The 15,077-nt window shown below is 62.8% G+C and carries 17 protein-coding genes; 7 read left to right on the top strand and 10 right to left on the bottom strand.

The window, feature by feature from the left end; genetic code table 11:
• Positions 1–2: 2 nt before the first annotated feature.
• Genes DWU99_RS09945 through DWU99_RS09935 form a run of 3 tightly spaced genes read right to left on the bottom strand, consistent with a single transcriptional unit; the run spans position 3 to position 2,766 of the window.
• Positions 3–767, bottom strand: a complete 765-nt coding sequence (locus DWU99_RS09945) for a glycosyltransferase family 2 protein (RefSeq protein WP_233511031.1) — start codon at positions 765–767, stop codon at positions 3–5.
• Positions 764–1,555, bottom strand: coding sequence for a beta-ketoacyl synthase chain length factor (locus tag DWU99_RS09940; protein ID WP_115477875.1), 792 nt, complete (start codon positions 1,553–1,555; stop codon positions 764–766). The genes DWU99_RS09945 and DWU99_RS09940 overlap by 4 nt, the downstream gene beginning before the upstream one ends.
• The gene (locus tag DWU99_RS09935) at positions 1,552–2,766 is read right to left on the bottom strand and encodes a beta-ketoacyl-[acyl-carrier-protein] synthase family protein (protein WP_115477874.1); all 1,215 of its coding nucleotides are present in this window, start codon (positions 2,764–2,766) and stop codon (positions 1,552–1,554) included. Before DWU99_RS09935 ends, DWU99_RS09940 begins: the two co-directional genes overlap by 4 nt.
• 133 nt (positions 2,767–2,899) lie before the next feature.
• Here DWU99_RS09935 and hemF point away from each other — a divergent pair, with 133 nt between their 5' ends.
• Complete coding sequence (gene hemF, locus DWU99_RS09930) at positions 2,900–3,826, top strand: oxygen-dependent coproporphyrinogen oxidase (RefSeq protein WP_115477873.1); 927 nt, start codon at positions 2,900–2,902, stop codon at positions 3,824–3,826.
• A 15-nt stretch (positions 3,827–3,841) separates the two neighbouring features.
• On the opposite strand, the gene DWU99_RS09925 is transcribed toward hemF, so the two are convergent.
• Positions 3,842–4,483, bottom strand: a complete 642-nt coding sequence (locus DWU99_RS09925) for a DUF4097 family beta strand repeat-containing protein (RefSeq protein ID WP_115477872.1) — start codon at positions 4,481–4,483, stop codon at positions 3,842–3,844.
• A 145-nt stretch (positions 4,484–4,628) separates the two neighbouring features.
• Here DWU99_RS09925 and gpmA point away from each other — a divergent pair, with 145 nt between their 5' ends.
• A complete protein-coding gene (gpmA, locus tag DWU99_RS09920; protein WP_115477871.1) occupies positions 4,629–5,372 on the top strand; it encodes a 2,3-diphosphoglycerate-dependent phosphoglycerate mutase in 744 nt (247 codons plus the stop codon).
• Positions 5,373–5,385: 13 nt separating this feature from the next.
• On the top strand, positions 5,386–6,003 hold the full coding sequence (locus DWU99_RS09915; RefSeq protein WP_325048468.1) for a CcdC protein domain-containing protein: 618 nt from the start codon (positions 5,386–5,388) through the stop codon (positions 6,001–6,003).
• Here the strand turns inward: DWU99_RS09915 and glnK are convergent, their stop codons facing one another.
• A complete protein-coding gene (glnK, locus tag DWU99_RS09910) occupies positions 6,004–6,342 on the bottom strand; it encodes a P-II family nitrogen regulator (protein ID WP_115478172.1) in 339 nt (112 codons plus the stop codon).
• 113 nt (positions 6,343–6,455) lie between these two features.
• Between glnK and DWU99_RS09905 the strand changes: the two genes are divergently transcribed.
• Both DWU99_RS09905 and DWU99_RS09900 read left to right on the top strand, forming a co-directional pair.
• Complete coding sequence (locus tag DWU99_RS09905; protein WP_425476812.1) at positions 6,456–6,785, top strand: accessory factor UbiK family protein; 330 nt, start codon at positions 6,456–6,458, stop codon at positions 6,783–6,785.
• A gap of 145 nt (positions 6,786–6,930) precedes the next feature.
• Complete coding sequence (locus DWU99_RS09900; protein WP_115477870.1) at positions 6,931–8,445, top strand: YifB family Mg chelatase-like AAA ATPase; 1,515 nt, start codon at positions 6,931–6,933, stop codon at positions 8,443–8,445.
• A gap of 95 nt (positions 8,446–8,540) precedes the next feature.
• Here the strand turns inward: DWU99_RS09900 and aceA are convergent, their stop codons facing one another.
• Entirely contained in the window at positions 8,541–9,836 is a 1,296-nt protein-coding gene (gene aceA / locus DWU99_RS09895) for an isocitrate lyase (protein ID WP_115477869.1), read from the bottom strand.
• A 34-nt stretch (positions 9,837–9,870) separates the two neighbouring features.
• Positions 9,871–11,466 (bottom strand): malate synthase A, encoded by a 1,596-nt coding sequence (aceB, locus tag DWU99_RS09890; RefSeq protein WP_115477868.1) that lies wholly within the window; start codon positions 11,464–11,466, stop codon positions 9,871–9,873.
• A 255-nt stretch (positions 11,467–11,721) separates the two neighbouring features.
• Here aceB and DWU99_RS09885 point away from each other — a divergent pair, with 255 nt between their 5' ends.
• Positions 11,722–12,630 carry a LysR family transcriptional regulator gene (locus tag DWU99_RS09885; protein ID WP_425476813.1) on the top strand — a complete coding sequence of 303 codons (909 nt, stop codon included), beginning with the start codon at positions 11,722–11,724 and terminating at the stop codon, positions 12,628–12,630.
• A 98-nt stretch (positions 12,631–12,728) separates the two neighbouring features.
• Positions 12,729–13,190: a DUF4265 domain-containing protein gene (locus DWU99_RS09880; protein WP_115477866.1), complete on the top strand. Its 462-nt coding sequence runs from the start codon at positions 12,729–12,731 to the stop codon at positions 13,188–13,190.
• A gap of 87 nt (positions 13,191–13,277) precedes the next feature.
• Here the strand turns inward: DWU99_RS09880 and DWU99_RS09875 are convergent, their stop codons facing one another.
• From DWU99_RS09875 to DWU99_RS09865, 3 genes are read right to left on the bottom strand one after another with little or no spacing between them, the layout of a single operon-like run.
• Entirely contained in the window at positions 13,278–13,871 is a 594-nt protein-coding gene (locus tag DWU99_RS09875) for a 1-acyl-sn-glycerol-3-phosphate acyltransferase (protein WP_115477865.1), read from the bottom strand.
• Positions 13,868–14,290: an alternative ribosome rescue aminoacyl-tRNA hydrolase ArfB gene (gene arfB, locus DWU99_RS09870; protein WP_115478170.1), complete on the bottom strand. Its 423-nt coding sequence runs from the start codon at positions 14,288–14,290 to the stop codon at positions 13,868–13,870. The genes DWU99_RS09875 and arfB overlap by 4 nt, the downstream gene beginning before the upstream one ends.
• A 10-nt stretch (positions 14,291–14,300) precedes the next feature.
• Positions 14,301–15,029, bottom strand: a complete 729-nt coding sequence (locus DWU99_RS09865; protein WP_115477864.1) for a pseudouridine synthase — start codon at positions 15,027–15,029, stop codon at positions 14,301–14,303.
• Positions 15,030–15,077 lie beyond the last annotated feature (48 nt).

The following is a 15,077-nucleotide window of genomic DNA, read 5'->3' as shown; positions in this document are numbered from 1 at the left end:
CGTCACACCGCCCGGCGTGAATACGTGTCGTCGATGACCAGCGGTTGCGCGCGCGAACGACGATAGCTCGTTAGGACGCCGCCGTAGTGAAGTACGCGTCCGATCGTGTACATCGTGATGCGCACCACATCGCGCACCGGACTGAAGTGACTGATGCGGAATTCGCCCTGATAACGCGACGCGATCGGCACCGAGATGATACCTAGGCCTTTTTCGCGCGAGCCGGCGATAAGTACCGCGGCTTCGAACACGAAGTTCTCCGCATCCAGTTCCACCAGATCCAAAGCGCTGCGCGGATACCAGCGCTGACCGCTCTGCGTATCGGCCACCGGCTGCGCGCATGCCCAGGAGATGCCCCAATCGGCGAAGGCATTGGCGCGGCGGCGCGCCTTGGGCTGCTGTTCGCGTTGCAGGAGTCGCGCGCCGATCACGATGTGATCGGGAAAACGCCTGGCCACATCGACCAGGCGCGGTATATCGGAGGCCAGGTGTTGGCCGTCGCCGTCCATGGTCACCACCGCGTCGAAGCCTTGCCGGAGCGCCTCGCGAAATCCCGTGCGCAGTGCTTCACCCTTGCCTTGTCGAGTCGCGTGATGAAGCAGCGTGACGGGCAACGTGCCAACGATTTCCGGTGTGCCGTCGGTCGATCCATCGTCGATCACGATCACCGGCGCGCCAAGCTGCAGCGCCGATTTCACCACCGATGCGATCGCCGCCTCCTCATTGAGACAGGGAATCAGCACACACCAGCGTGGCGTTTCGTTCACGCGACGATCTCCATCTCGACATGCAGCCCCAATCGATCGGAGACGGCCAGTACGCATTCGCCGCCGCCGCGCGCAAGCATGGCCAGCAACGGAAGACTCGCAGCGGAAGGATTGTCATGCATCCACGTCGCGCATACGGCAGGCAATGGAGCATGTGAAGGAGCGTCCGTCACCGGCGCGAGAAGTAGTCCCGGCACGCCTGCGTCTTTGCATGGCGACAGCACCAGCGCCGCGCCGAAGGGATGTCGGCATCCGATAAGTTCGCCCAGAGGACCCATGCCCGCCGTATCGCTGCACACGAGCAATGCGGCGCGGTCATCGGCACAGGCCTGCGCGGCTGCTTCCAGAAGACCCGCGCCAAAGCTCGCATGCCCTGCGCAGATTGCACTGGAGGGGGCGCGGCAATTCGTGGCTATCGTCCAATAGCCCGCAGGTGCGTTGTGCACGGAGTTGTGGAAGCGCGTGGGTGATAGCTCTGTCGGTGCACTCGCCAGCACGCGGCACATATAGTCCGTCGTGGCCTGGTCGCCATAGGCCGATGCGAAGACGCAGGCAAGTGTGTCTGCCGCGCGCCCGCTCATGGCGACCGCCTGCGAGGCGACTTCGATGGCGACAAGCACGCTCTCCGGCGCGCGGCGCCGCTCGTTGGGCGACAGCGCCGATGCAGGCGGACGTGCGGAAGGTGCGGCGACAGCGTCATCCTCCAACAGGCGGCGAAAGGCATCGAAGTCGGCCACCGTTGGGGACCACGCGCCGATGCCCTCCACTTGAACACGCAGGGAACTCATGCGTCGATTCCTGCTACTGCATGCGCGAACGCCAGACAGGCATTGCTGCCGCCAAACCCGAACGAATGACTGAGTGCGATCCGAATCGGGCGCGCTTCGTTACGCCACGCGAAATGCGATGAGCATGCCGGATCGGCTGTCGCCATGCCCGCATTGCCCGGAACGAAACGCTCGCGCATCGCCAGCAACGTGATCACGGATTCGACGATGCCGGCAGCGCCCAGCGTGTGGCCTGTCAAACCCTTGGTCGAACTGACACGCGTGCTGGTCGGGAAGCGACGTGCGACCAACGCTGCTTCCATGGCGTCGTTCTTCTGGCTCGCGGTGCCGTGGAGGTTGATGTAGTCGATGTGCGCGACATCGAGGCCGGTGCGCTCGAGCACGTCGCGCAACGCCAGTTCGGCGCCGACGCCTTCGGGATCGGGTGTGGACATGTGATGCGCGTCGCTGGATTCGCCGCAGCCAAGCACGCGTGGTGCATGCTCGGTGTCCGGCCCGATGCGTTCGAGCAACGCGAATCCGGCTGCTTCGCCGATGGAAATGCCACGCCGGCCTGCGTCGAATGGTCGGCACGGTTCGGGCGACACCAGTTCCAGTGCATTGAACCCGTACAGCACGCTGTCGCAAAGCGAATCGACGCCGCCCACCACGGCGGCATCGACCATGCCCAGGCGAATAAGCCGCTCCGCGCCCGCAAAGACCTTGGCGCTGGACGAGCAGGCGGTGGATATGGTCAGGCAGGGACCATCGATGTCCAGCGCCGATGCGACGAAGGCCGTCAGGGAGTGTGGCGTGTGGATAGCGGTACGGTGCAGATCGGCCGGAAGCCGGACATCGTCCTCCAGGCGGCGATAACCCTCTTCGGTGGCGCCGATGCTGGCGGTCGAGGTGCCCAGCAGCAACGCCAGGCGTGCGGGTCCGTAGCGGCGTTGGGCGGCTTCCACCTTCGACGCGAACGCGTCCTGGTTCAATCCCAGCCAGGCGAGGCGGTTATTGCGGCAATCCCATTGCGCGTACCGGTCGGGAAACGCGGCCGATTCGAGCCCGGCAACGCGGCCGATCCAGCAGGCCAAAGGGTTGTCCCCAAAATCGTTGGCACGCAGCCCGCTGCGCTGTTGCTCGAGTGCGTCCAGATGAGCGCCCAGGCCGAGGCCCAGTGCAGAGGTAGCGGTATAGGCCGTTACCGCGAGTGGTAGGGTTGTCACGCGCATGTCACGAGCCTAGCGACGGCCCCACACCTTGCCTAGATGGCGCGAGCAGCCTCTGGTAGCTGGCGTTCACGCAATCGCGTGACACCGCACCACATCTTCATGCGGACGTGACCTTGCTAAGCTTGCGATACGCATGGCGCCGGTAGACGGGATCGTGAGCAGCGAGCAGATTGAACGAAGCGAACACTTTTTGCGCGCGGTGCAGGACCGCATCTGCGCGGCAGTTGAACAGATCGATGGCAGCGCGCGATTTGTCGAGGACAGCTGGACGCGCCCCGCCAGCGGTGGCGGGCGCACGCGCGTGCTGCGCGATGGCGGGATATTCGAACAGGCGGGCGTGAATTTCTCGCTGGTTCATGGCGACAAGCTTCCGCCGAGCGCGACGGCACATCGTCCCGAATTGGCGGGCGGCAGTTTCGTGGCGACCGGCGTTTCGCTGGTGCTTCATCCGCGCAATCCGTACGTGCCCACGACGCATGCAAACGTTCGCTATTTCGAAGCGAGCAAACCGGGTGTCGAGCCGGTGTGGTGGTTCGGCGGCGGATTCGATCTCACGCCGTTCTATCCCTTCGACGAGGATGTGCGGCATTGGCACACCGTCGCAAGCGACCTGTGCGCGCCTTACGGTGCGGAGGTTTATCCACGCTACAAGAAGTGGTGCGACGACTATTTCTATCTCAAGCACCGTGACGAAACGCGTGGCGTGGGCGGCCTGTTCTACGACGATTTGAACGAAGGCGGCTTCGAGCGCTGCTTTGCGTTTACGCAGGCGGTCGGACAAGGGTTTCTGGACGCGTATCTGCCCATCGTCGAACGCCGCAAGCAAATACCTTACGGCGAACGCGAGCGCGAGTTTCAGCTTTATCGCCGCGGTCGTTATGTGGAATTCAATCTTGTTTACGACCGCGGCACGCTATTCGGCTTGCAATCGGGTGGCCGCACCGAATCGATCCTGATGAGCCTGCCGCCCCGCGTACGTTTCGAGTACGCCTATCAACCGGAAGAAGGTTCAGCCGAGGCGCGGCTTGCGGATTACCTCAAGCCGCGCGACTGGCTATAACTCAGATCATCGCGATTACGGCGATGCGCCGTGGAACGTGTTGACCGTGGCGCCTTTTACGGGGCCGATCTGCGCGGTGTCGCTGACATCGAGTCGTACCTCGCGGCGAAAATCGAGTGTGCCCGTCACGATGGCATGAGGGCCGATCACGATGTGCGGCGGACGATTGGGCCAGTTTCTGCCGTGCGGGTTGACTTCGTCGACCACGATGCCGCCTTCCACGCGCGAACCTTCGCCCACGGTGATATTGCCGTTGGCTGTTTCGATGCCGTCGGCGATGTGCGCGTGATCGAGCGAGATCGTGCCATTGACGTTGGATACGCCGCCGGCCACATCGGCACTGGGATCCAGCGAGATGTCGCCATTCACGCTCTTGACCCCGCCGCCTACACGGCTGCTGCGGGCAAGCGAGATGGCGCCGTTGACGGTGTGCAGCGAACTGGCCTGCGCGTTCGCGCCAAGATCGACCGAGCCGTTGACCGTTCCGGCCGTTTGCACAATGGCGCCATCGCCGACATGGACCGAGCCATTGACGCTATGGACGTCGCCAGCGCGTTCGCCGGGCGCCACCGAAGCGTTGCCATTGACCTTGTCGATGTCCTGCGCGGCAACGGCCAGTGGCAGAAGCGTGACGAGGGCTAGGGTAATCAGTCGCATGAGAAAGCTCCGTGGGTTTGTCAGGACTAAAGATGCGCCAGGTTGCCGATAGGTTTAGCGTGACCTTCGGCAGGGGCAGGAATTGACGGAGGCACGGGCGGACCCTCACCATTCCCCACTTGCCCCGCAGTCATCCGAACACGCCATGCACAAGCTCGTATTGATCCGCCACGGCCAGTCCCTGTGGAACCTCGAAAATCGCTTCAGCGGCTGGGCCGACGTCGACATCACCGACCAGGGCGCTGCCGAGGCGCGCGAGTCGGGCGAGCTCCTGCTTCAGGCGGGCTACCACTTCGACGTGGCGCATACCTCGGTGCTCAAGCGTGCCGTGCGCACGCTCTGGCACGTGCAGGATGCGATGGACCTGATGTGGATTCCGGTGCTCACCGACTGGCGCCTCAACGAACGCCACTACGGCGGCCTCACCGGCCTCAACAAGGCCGAAACCGCCGCCAAGTACGGCGAGGACCAGGTGAAAGTGTGGCGTCGCAGCTACGACATTCCGCCACCGCCGCTGCCGCGTGATTCGAATCCCGCGTTGCGCGACCCGCGCTACACCGACCTCGATCCCAAGCTCATTCCGGACACCGAGTGCCTGAAAGACACGGTCGCCCGCGTCATGCCGTATTGGGACGAGGTCCTGGCGCCGGCCATTCGCAGCGGTCAGCGCGTGCTGCTCGTCGCGCACGGCAACTCGATCCGCGCGCTGGTGAAATACCTTGACGGCATTTCCGACGAAGACATCGTGGAATTGAACATCCCCAACGGTGTGCCGCTGGTGTACGAATTCGACGATAACCTCAAGCCGTTGCGCCACTATTACCTGGGCGACGCCGACGCCATCGCTGCGAAAATGGCCGCCGTGGCCAACCAGGGCAAGGCGAAGTAAATCTGGACGTGCAATGCATGACAGGCGTCAGTCGCCTGTCATGCGGCCGGTTGCTAAGCTGGGTGGCATCCATCCCGACGCGGGCAGCGCCATGGCACCCCATCTCACGGCACCACTGGTCATGATTCCCCTGCTGGTGTTCGCGGTCTGGCGGCGTGTGCGCCGGCAGTTCGGCGCGCAGCCGATCCAGCGCAAGCGGATGATCGTGCGCATCGTCATCTTTTCCGTGCTTTGTGCCGTGGCGGCAAGCTTCGCCACGCACGACTTGCGACTGCTGGGTGGACTCGGTGGCGGTCTGGTGGCGGGACTCGTGCTGGGTTTCGTCGGCTTGCGCCTCAGCCGCTTCACGATCGACCCGGTGAAAGGGGATTGCTATGTGCCCAATCCCTACGTGGGTGCCTTGGTGACCGTGTTGTTCCTGGGGCGATTGCTATGGCGCTTCTCAGTCCTGTTTCCCCAGATGCAGGATCCAACCGGAGTCACGCCGCCCGTCCAGGGGCCGGAGATGGGGCAGAGTCCCCTGACGCTAGCCATATTCGGACTCTTCGTGGGTTATTACATCTGCTATTACGCGGGTCTTTTGATTCACCACCAGCGCCTGGTGCGCAACCGGCCGGAGCTGGCGGAGTGATCAGAGCGCGTCGTGATCCAGCTCGCCGGTGCGGATGCGGATCACCTGCTCAAGGCTGCTGACGAAGATCTTGCCATCGCCGATCTTGCCCGTGCGCGCCGATTGGGTGATGGCTTCCACGACACGCTCGAGCTGGTCGTCCGGGACGGCCACCTCCAGCTTGATCTTGGGCAGGAAATCGACCACGTATTCCGCGCCCCGATAGAGTTCGGTGTGGCCTTTCTGGCGGCCGAAACCCTTCACCTCGGTCACCGTGATGCCCTGGACACCCACATCGGCCAATGCCTCGCGGACATCGTCCAGCTTGAAGGGTTTGATGACTGCCACCACCAATTTCATGGGATTTCCTTCCTCATCGAGCCGATACATCCCGGTCACGGGTTGCGAAGCATACATTCTGCCTTCCTCAAGGCACCCTGTCCCGTACTGTAGGAAAATGCCTACAACTTCTGATGGAGCAAGCCGATGGCGCCCCCTTTTCGCTTCTATTTAAACTTTTCCCCGACGAGTTCGAGGTGCCTACCATGACGGGCAGGCAGGATATCGATCAAATTGCTCAACGACTGGTTTCGTTGGTACCGCCAGGGCTGGCAGACGCGCATAAGGATTTGCGCGCCAATTTTCGCGATATCCTGGCGCAAGGACTGCGCCGTCTCGAGCTAGTTACCCGAGAGGAATTCGATGTTCAGGCTCAAGTGCTGGCGCGAACCCGCGCCCGGGTCGAGGAACTCGAGAAACGCGTGGCGGAGCTGGAAACCGGCATGTCACCTCGCGGTACATAGCCAGTTCCGGTAGCCGTCCCCGATTCGTCACCATCACCCCAAGGAGTCGGGGGCGGCCGTTTTTTCCGCACCCGATGACATGGAGTCGTCCGATGGACCGGTTGAGCAGCGACTCCCTGACGCTACTTCGTCACCCCCGCCTTCCATGAGCCTGGCCGTCACGCTAAGTCGTGCCCAGGAAGGCGTTGCCGCGCCGCAGGTGATGGTGGAGGTGCATCTTTCCGGTGGATTGCCCAGCACCAGCATCGTCGGCCTGCCCGAAGCCGCCGTGCGAGAAGCACGCGATCGCGTGCGTGTAGCCATCCAGAGCGCTGCCTTCGAGTACCCCAACCGCAAGGTCACCGTGAACCTGGCGCCGGCCGAGCTGCCCAAGGACGGTGGCCGCTTCGATCTGGCTATTGCGCTCGGCATTCTTGCGGCAGGCCACCAAGTGCCGCGCGAGAAGCTCGACGATTGCGAATTCCTTGGCGAGTTGGCGCTTTCGGGGCAATTGCGTCCGGTATCGGGCGTGCTGCCGGCACTGCTCCGCGCGCGGGCGCGCGGGCGCCGCGTCGTGGTGCCGCGTGCCAACGCGGAAGAGGCGGCGCTGATTCCGGAAGTCGACGTGCGCGTGGCCGATACGCTCACCGATGTCTGCGGCTGGTTGCGCGGTGTGCAGGAATTACCCCCGCCAGCAGCGTCATTGACCTTGAGCAACGACGATGGTGGCCCCGATCTGATCGACGTGCGCGGACAGCTGCAAGCGCGCCGAACACTGGAGATCGCCGCAGTCGGCGGTCACCACATGTTGCTGATGGGGCCTCCCGGCACCGGCAAGACCATGCTGGCCGAACGCCTGCCCGGCATCCTGCCCCCGATGAGCGAATCGGAGGCGCTGGAAACGTGCGCGGTCATGTCGGTAGCCGGTCAGGCGGTCGATCCCGCGCGCTGGCGCTACCGTCCATTTCGATCGCCTCACCATACCGCTTCCGCCGCGGCACTGGTCGGTGGCGGCTCGCAACCCAGGCCTGGCGAAATTTCGCTTGCGCACAATGGCGTGCTCTTCCTCGACGAGCTTCCCGAGTTTAGCCGGCACGTGCTCGAAGTGCTGCGCGAACCGATGGAGTCGGGCGAGATCCTCATTTCGCGCGCCGCGCGTCAGCTCACGTTTCCGGCGCAGTTCCAGCTCGTCGCGGCGATGAATCCGTGTCCTTGCGGTTATGCGGGCGATACCCGTCGACGCTGCCGTTGTACGCCCGATCAGGTGCAGCGCTACCGCTCGCGCATTTCCGGTCCGTTGCTCGATCGCATCGACCTGTGCGTGGAAGTACCTGCCGTGCCGCTGGCGGAACTGGGCGCGCCACGCAGCGTGCACGACGAAGACTCGGCCACTGTGCGCGCGCGCGTCATTCGTGCGCGTCAGCATGCGCTGGCGCGCGCCGGAAGGCCCAATGCCGAGATCAGTACGCGTGAACTGGAACGCGATTGCGCGTTGGGGCCGAGCGAGCGTCGCTGGTTCGATAGTGCGCTGGAGCGTCTGGGTTTGTCTGCGCGTGCGTACCATCGAACGCTACGTGTGGCGCGTACCATTGCAGATCTCGACAACGGTGCTGCGGCGCTCGATCTCACGCATCTTGCCGAGGCGTTGCAATATCGGCGGTTGTCGCTGGTTTCCGATTAAGTGCCGGCAGATTTTCTATCTGCGCGCGGCGATCGAATGACTGTGTGCGCAGCTCGACCCTCCCCCGCTAGCAGGGGAGGGTGTGTGGCTGCTTTTTAGGCAGCGCTGGCGCGATGGAATTGTGCTTCTTCGGTCGAACCCTTTAGCGCCGTGGTTGACGACTGACCTTGCTGGATCGCCTGCGTCACGGCATCGAAGTAGCCCGTGCCCACTTCGCGTTGATGCTTCACGGCGGTGAAGCCACGTTCGGCGGCGGCGAACTCCTTCTCCTGCAGCTCGACGAACGCGCTCATCTGGCGGCGCGCATAACCGTGCGCCAGATCGAACATGCCGTAGTTGAGACTGTGGAAACCCGCAAGCGTGATGAACTGGAACTTGTAACCCATCGCGCCCAGCTCCTTCTGGAACTTCGCGATGGTGGCGTCGTCCAGATTCTTCTTCCAGTTGAAGCTCGGCGAGCAATTGTAGGCCAGCAGCTTGCCCGGAAATTTCGCGTGGATCGCTTCGGCGAACTTGCGCGCTTCTTCCAGGTTGGGCTTGCTGGTTTCGCACCACACCAGATCGGCATACGGCGCGTAGGCCAGGCCACGGCTGATTGCCTGATCGAGACCGGCGCGAACGCGGAAGAAACCTTCCACCGTGCGTTCACCCGTCGTGAACGGCTGGTCGTTCTCGTCGATGTCGGAGGTGATGAGATCCGCGGCATCGGCATCAGTGCGTGCAACGAGCAAGGTCGGCACGCCGAGTACGTCTGCCGCGAGGCGCGCGGCATTCAACTTGTCCACCGCCTCGCGCGTGGGCACCAGCACCTTGCCGCCCATGTGCCCGCACTTCTTCACCGAGGCCAGCTGATCCTCGAAATGCACGCCACTCGCGCCGGCTTCGATCATCGCCTTCATCAATTCGAAGGCATTGAGCACACCTCCGAAACCCGCTTCCGCGTCGGCCACGATCGGCACCATCCAGTCGATGTCGTCCTTGCCTTCGGCATGATGCAATTGGTCGGCGCGCAGCAGCGTGTTGTTGATGCGCTTGACCACCAGCGGCACCGAGTTGGCCGGATACAGCGACTGGTCCGGATACATCTCGCCGGCGACATTCGCATCCGCGGCAACCTGCCAGCCACTGAGATAAATCGCCTGCAGTCCGGCCTTCACCTGCTGCATGGCCTGGTTGCCGGTGAGGGCGCCGAGCGCATTGACGAAATCTTCCTTGTGCAGCGATTTCCACAAGCGCTCCGCGCCACGGCGCGCAAGCGAATGCTCGACATTCACAGTGCCGCGCAAACGCGCCACGTCCTCGGCGCTGTAGTTGCGCCGGATGCCGGCCCAGCGCGGGTTGTTCTTCCAGTCCAGCGAAATCTGTTCGGCGGTGGGCAGTGTGTTTTTCATGTCGTGTACTCCGTGAGTGTTTCGGTACGCGCGATCAGACAAGCTGTTCGTAAGCGGGAAGAGTGAGGAAATCGCCGAGCTGATCGGCGTGCGTCATCGAGAACAGCAACCTTGCGGCGTCCTCGGCACGGCGTGCGCCGGGCAGGGTGCTTTCGCGCAGGCGATGCGCGTGGGTGGCGAGCGCGTGATCGAACAAGGCGAAATCGATCGGTGCGTGATCGGGAAATTCCAGGCTGCCGTGATGCAGCCATTGCCACAGCTGCGCACGTGCGATTTCGGCCGTCGCTGCGTCTTCCATAAGGTGATGGATCGGCACGCAGCCCAGGCCTTCCAGCCACGCGGCGGTATAGCGCAGCGCCACTTCCACGTTGTTGTCGAAACCGGCGCGGCTGATGGTGCCGCCGCAGGGTGCGATCAGCGCATCTCGATTGGCCTTCACGTCGTCGCGCTTGACGTGCAACTGGTTCGGTTCCGGCATGTGGCGGTCAAAGATGTCCTTGGCGACCGGCACCAGCGCGGGATGCGCCACCCACGTACCGTCGTGGCCCGCCTGCACTTCGCGCAGCTTGTCGGCGCGGACTTTGGCCATCGCCTTCTCGTTCGCGTCGTCGTCACCTTTGATCGGGATCTGCGCGGCCATGCCGCCCATCGCAAACGCGCCGCGGCGATGGCAGGTCTGGATCAGCAGTTCCGAATACGTCTTCAGGAACGGCACCGTCATGACCACCTGGCCGCGTTCCGGCAACAGGCGATCGCGGTGGCCGCGCAAGGTCTTCAGGTAGGAGAAGATGTAATCCCAGCGGCCGCAATTGAGGCCGACCACGCGATCGCGCAGCGCGTGCAATATCTCGTGCATCTGGAACACGGCCGGCAGCGTCTCGATCAGTACGGTGGCTTTCATCGTGCCGTTGGGTAGATCCAGCTCGCTTTCCGCCAGCGCCATCACCTCGTTCCACAGCGCGGCTTCCTCCATGGCTTCGAGCTTGGGCAGGTAGAAATACGGGCCGAGATCGCGTGCATGCAGCGCCTGCGCGTTGTGGAAGGCGTAGAGGCCGAAGTCGACCAGCGCACCCGCCATGGTTTCGCCATCGACCGTTACGTGACGTTCCGGCAGATGCCAGCCGCGAGGGCGTACGACCAGCACGGCCGGGCTGGCGCCCACGCGGTATTCCTTGCCCTCGGGCGAGCGGTACTGGAGCGTGCCGTTCACCGCATCGCGCAGGTTGAGCTGGCCATCGAGCTGATTGGCGAAGCTCGGCGCAGAGGAATCCTCGAAGTCGGCCATGAACACCTTCGCGCCGGAATTGAGCGCGTTGATGATCATTTTGCGTTCGACCGGGCCGGTGATCTCCACGCGGCGGTCCTGCAGGGCAGCCGGGATCGGGGCCACCTTCCAGTCGGATTCGCGGATCGCCTTGGTGTCGACCCGGAAATCGGGCAGGACACCCATGTCGTAACGCGCCTGCCGCTGGCGGCGGGCCTGCAACAGCTGCTGGCGCCGCGGCTCGGCGAACCGGTGCAGCCGGGCCAGGAAGGCCAGGACATCCGGGGTAAGGATGTCTTCATAGCCAGCGGTCTCCGCGAGGATCTCGGCCGACCTGCTGACGAATTTTTCGCTGGGTACTGCCATGTGCTTCTCCACCTTGGGCTTGGGGCAGAAGCTAGTGATCTATCTTCGATTTGACAAAATAAATGTTTCAATTCTTGATATTATAAATGTCAATACATACGCTAACGTATTGAGTTAACTGTCATGAAAACGCCTGACCGAAAGCCGAACATGACAAAAAAGCCCGCGGCGAAACCCTCGCGGCGGGTGCAAAAGAGCGCTGAACCGGCCGGCGACGCCAGCCGCTACTACTACAAAGGCAACCGGCTGAAGCAGATGCGGGCCTTCGTCGCCACGGTGAAACTGGGCACCCTCAGCCGCGCCGCCGAATCGCTGTATCTCTCGCAGCCCTCGATCAGCCTGCAATTGCAGGCGCTGGAACGCGAGCTGGGCGTGGAATTGCTCCAGCGCACCCGGCGCCGCATCAACCTCACCGATGCGGGCGAAGCGCTTTACGAGCTGGCACGCCCGCTGGTGGAAGGCTGGGAAAACCTCGATCGCGACTTTCAGACCAAGATAAAAGGTCTGCAGACAGGCCGGCTTACCATCGCGGCCGGCAGCTCGACCATCCAGTACCTGCTGCCCGAGCTGGTGAGGCGCTATCGCGAGCGCTTCCCGGCGGTGCAGCTTCAATTGGCCAATGTCACCGGCAAGGACGGCATGGCGCTCTTACGCGCGGACGAGGCCGACTTCGCGGTGGGCTCGATGCTCGATGTGCCCAACGACATCGCCTGGGCACCGGTCTATCACTACGACCCGATGCTGATCACGCCGCCCGATCATCCGCTCGCGCGAAAGGAAAGCGTGACATTGGAGGACCTCTCGCCCTACGGCCTGATCCTTCCACCGCAACGCCTGTCCACCTATCGACTGGTGGATCTGGTGTTCCAGCAGCGCCAGGTGCCGTATCAGGTCGCGATCGAAGTCGGCGGCTGGGAGGTGATCAAGGAATACGTGGCGATGGGTCTGGGAATTTCCATCGTCACCGGCATTTGCATCACCGACGCGGATCGCGGGCGACTTGCCGTGCGCAACATGCGCCAATACTTCCCGCAGCGCAGCTACGGCGTGGTGATGCGCAAGGGCAAATTTCTTACCACGGAAGCGCGCAACTTCATTGATCTGATACGTCCCGGTTTACTGACGCATCGCGACTATGACGAATCGGGGCACTCCGAACGCTGATGCCGAAGTCGCGCGATATGGACGGGTAGTCATCTCTTTCGGTGAAACGAAAAAGAGGTATAACCGGCTGTCATCTATCCGAAGGGTGGTGATACAGCATGAGCCATGACGCTACAGCCAAAGTGCTTTTTCGTGTGCCGGACGATGACGGTGACGCCACCGTCGAAACGCTCTGGGCTACACCGCTTGGTAACGATCGATACAAGCTCTGCAATTCGCCGTTCTTTGCTTATGGTGTTTCATGGGAAGACATCGTTCTTGCGCCCTACGATGCGCAAGAGGGCTTTCCAACGTTTCAGGCCGTGATCGAAAAATCCGGCAATCGAACGATCCGGATCATCTTTGATTCGCCCGCGTCTCCAGGCAACGCCTCACATGAAATTCTTCATGAGCTGGTAGCACTCGGCTGCAGCTACGAGGGAGCCAAGCCCACGTATATCGCGATCAACATTCCGCCTGACGTGGCGTTGGAGCAGGTGCGTTCATATCTCGTCGAGAAGAAAGCACAGTGGGAGCATGCGGACCCGTCATACGCGTCGCTATTCCCGGATGAGACATAGCGATTTCTCGAGGAATAGGCACGCAACTTCGGGCTTAAGGTTTCTAGCGCCGCCCGCTGTGAACGCTATAGCCGCAATACCGAGAAGTTATTCAGTATTGCGGTGCTTGCCGCGATAAGGGCGAAACATCGCGCGAATCGTCGCCATATCGGCCTCATGGTCGTCGCTTGCGCGGATGAGCGGTCCGAGCGTGAATGTCCTGCTGGGGTAGTCGATGAATAGCGTCTGGATCGGCACGTTCGCGTCGTGCGCGATGCGCAGAAAGCCCGATTTCCAGTGCTTGACGTGCTTGCGCGTGCCTTCCGGCGTAATGCCCAGCCACATCTGCTCGTGATCCTTGAAGCGCTGCACCATCTGGTCGACGACGTTCAACGCTGCGCTGCGGTTGATGGGAATCAATCCGATCGGACGCAGGATGATGCCAAGCGGCCCGTCCAGCACTTCGCGCTTGATCATGATGTTGATGTTGACGCCGAGGCCGATCTTCATCATCAGTCCCCACACGCCGTCCCAGTACGAAGAGTGCGGCGCGCCGATGATGATCACTTTCGGCAGATTCGGTAGCTCGCCGAGCAGGCGCCAGCCGGAGAGACGCAGCAGGCTGCGCATCAACCATGGCCAAAAGCGGCTGTTAAGTCTCGGGGCTTGCGCCGGTATCGCCGGAAGAATGGGTTGGCTCACTCGTGGCTCCAGGAGCGCGAACGGGTCTGCTTGAGTTTTGCACGCGACTGCTTGCTTTCCAGGCGACGCTGTTTCGATGCGCGAGTGGGCTTGGTGGCAATGCGTTTCTTGGGCGCTTGCAGTGCGCCACGCAGGATGTCCACCAGGCGTTCGCGTGCGTCGTCGCGGTTGCGGCCCTGGTCGCGAAAACGGCGTGCCTGGATCACCAGCACGCCTTCGTCGGTAAGACGCCGATCGCGACGCGCAAGCAGCCTTGCCCGCACGTCGTCGGGTAGCGAAGGCGAGTTCAGCACGTCGAAACGCAGTTCGACCGCGCTCTCGGTGCGGTTTACGTGCTGGCCGCCGGGCCCGTCGGCGCGCAAAAAGCGCACGACCAGCTCGGATTCCGGTAGGACGATGGATGGGCTTACGGGCAACATGCCGCGCATTTTAGCTGGTCGGCGCGAGGCTTATGGACTGGTCCATGGGCAGCTGCCAGCCAAAGCGCGCCAGCAGCCCGCGATAAGCATCGTCCAGGGGCGCCTCCAGCTCCATCGGCCTGCCATCCACCGGATGGCGAAACCGCAGGCGCCAGGCATGCAGCAGCATGCGGTGGCAACTGAAGTATTGCTTGTAGAGACGATTGTGATCGCCGCGCCCGTGCTGGCAGTCGCCGATCACCGGGTGATGGATATGCGCCATGTGCTTGCGGATCTGGCGAAAGCGTCCGCTTTCAGGTTCGGCCAGCACCAGCGCATAACGCTGCTGCGGATAGCGCCCCAGTGCGATAGGTACTTCGACCGTAGCCAGTCGCTGGTAAGCGGTACGTGCTTCGCGCCGCGGACCGGTCTCGCGCGAACCCGGCAACGCGTAGTCGACCACACCTTCCGTGGGCTCCGGCCAGCCGCGCACGACAGCCAGGTATTGCTTGTGCACATCGCGCCCCATGAACTGCTCGCCCAGCGCGGCGGCGACTTCCGTGGATCGCGCAATCAGCAGCACGCCGCTGGTGGCGCGATCCAGGCGATGGGCCAGATATACGATACCGCCCACCTGTTCGCGCAGGACATCGATGAGAAAGGTCTCCGCGTTGCCGACCATCTTGGAGCGGTGCACGGCCAGCCCTGCGGGCTTGTTCACCGCAATGAGTGCATCGTCCTGATAAAGAATTTCAAGCATCAGTGCATCGCCTGCTCCCTGCCCTGCCTTGCAGGGGAAGGAGAGAGG

Origin of the sequence: Dyella psychrodurans, from assembly GCF_003363265.1 — a bacterium.
Lineage (GTDB): Bacteria > Pseudomonadota > Gammaproteobacteria > Xanthomonadales > Rhodanobacteraceae > Dyella_B > Dyella_B psychrodurans.
The sequence above is the reverse complement of the archived record's forward strand: the minus strand, read 5'-3'. Positions and strand labels throughout refer to the sequence as shown.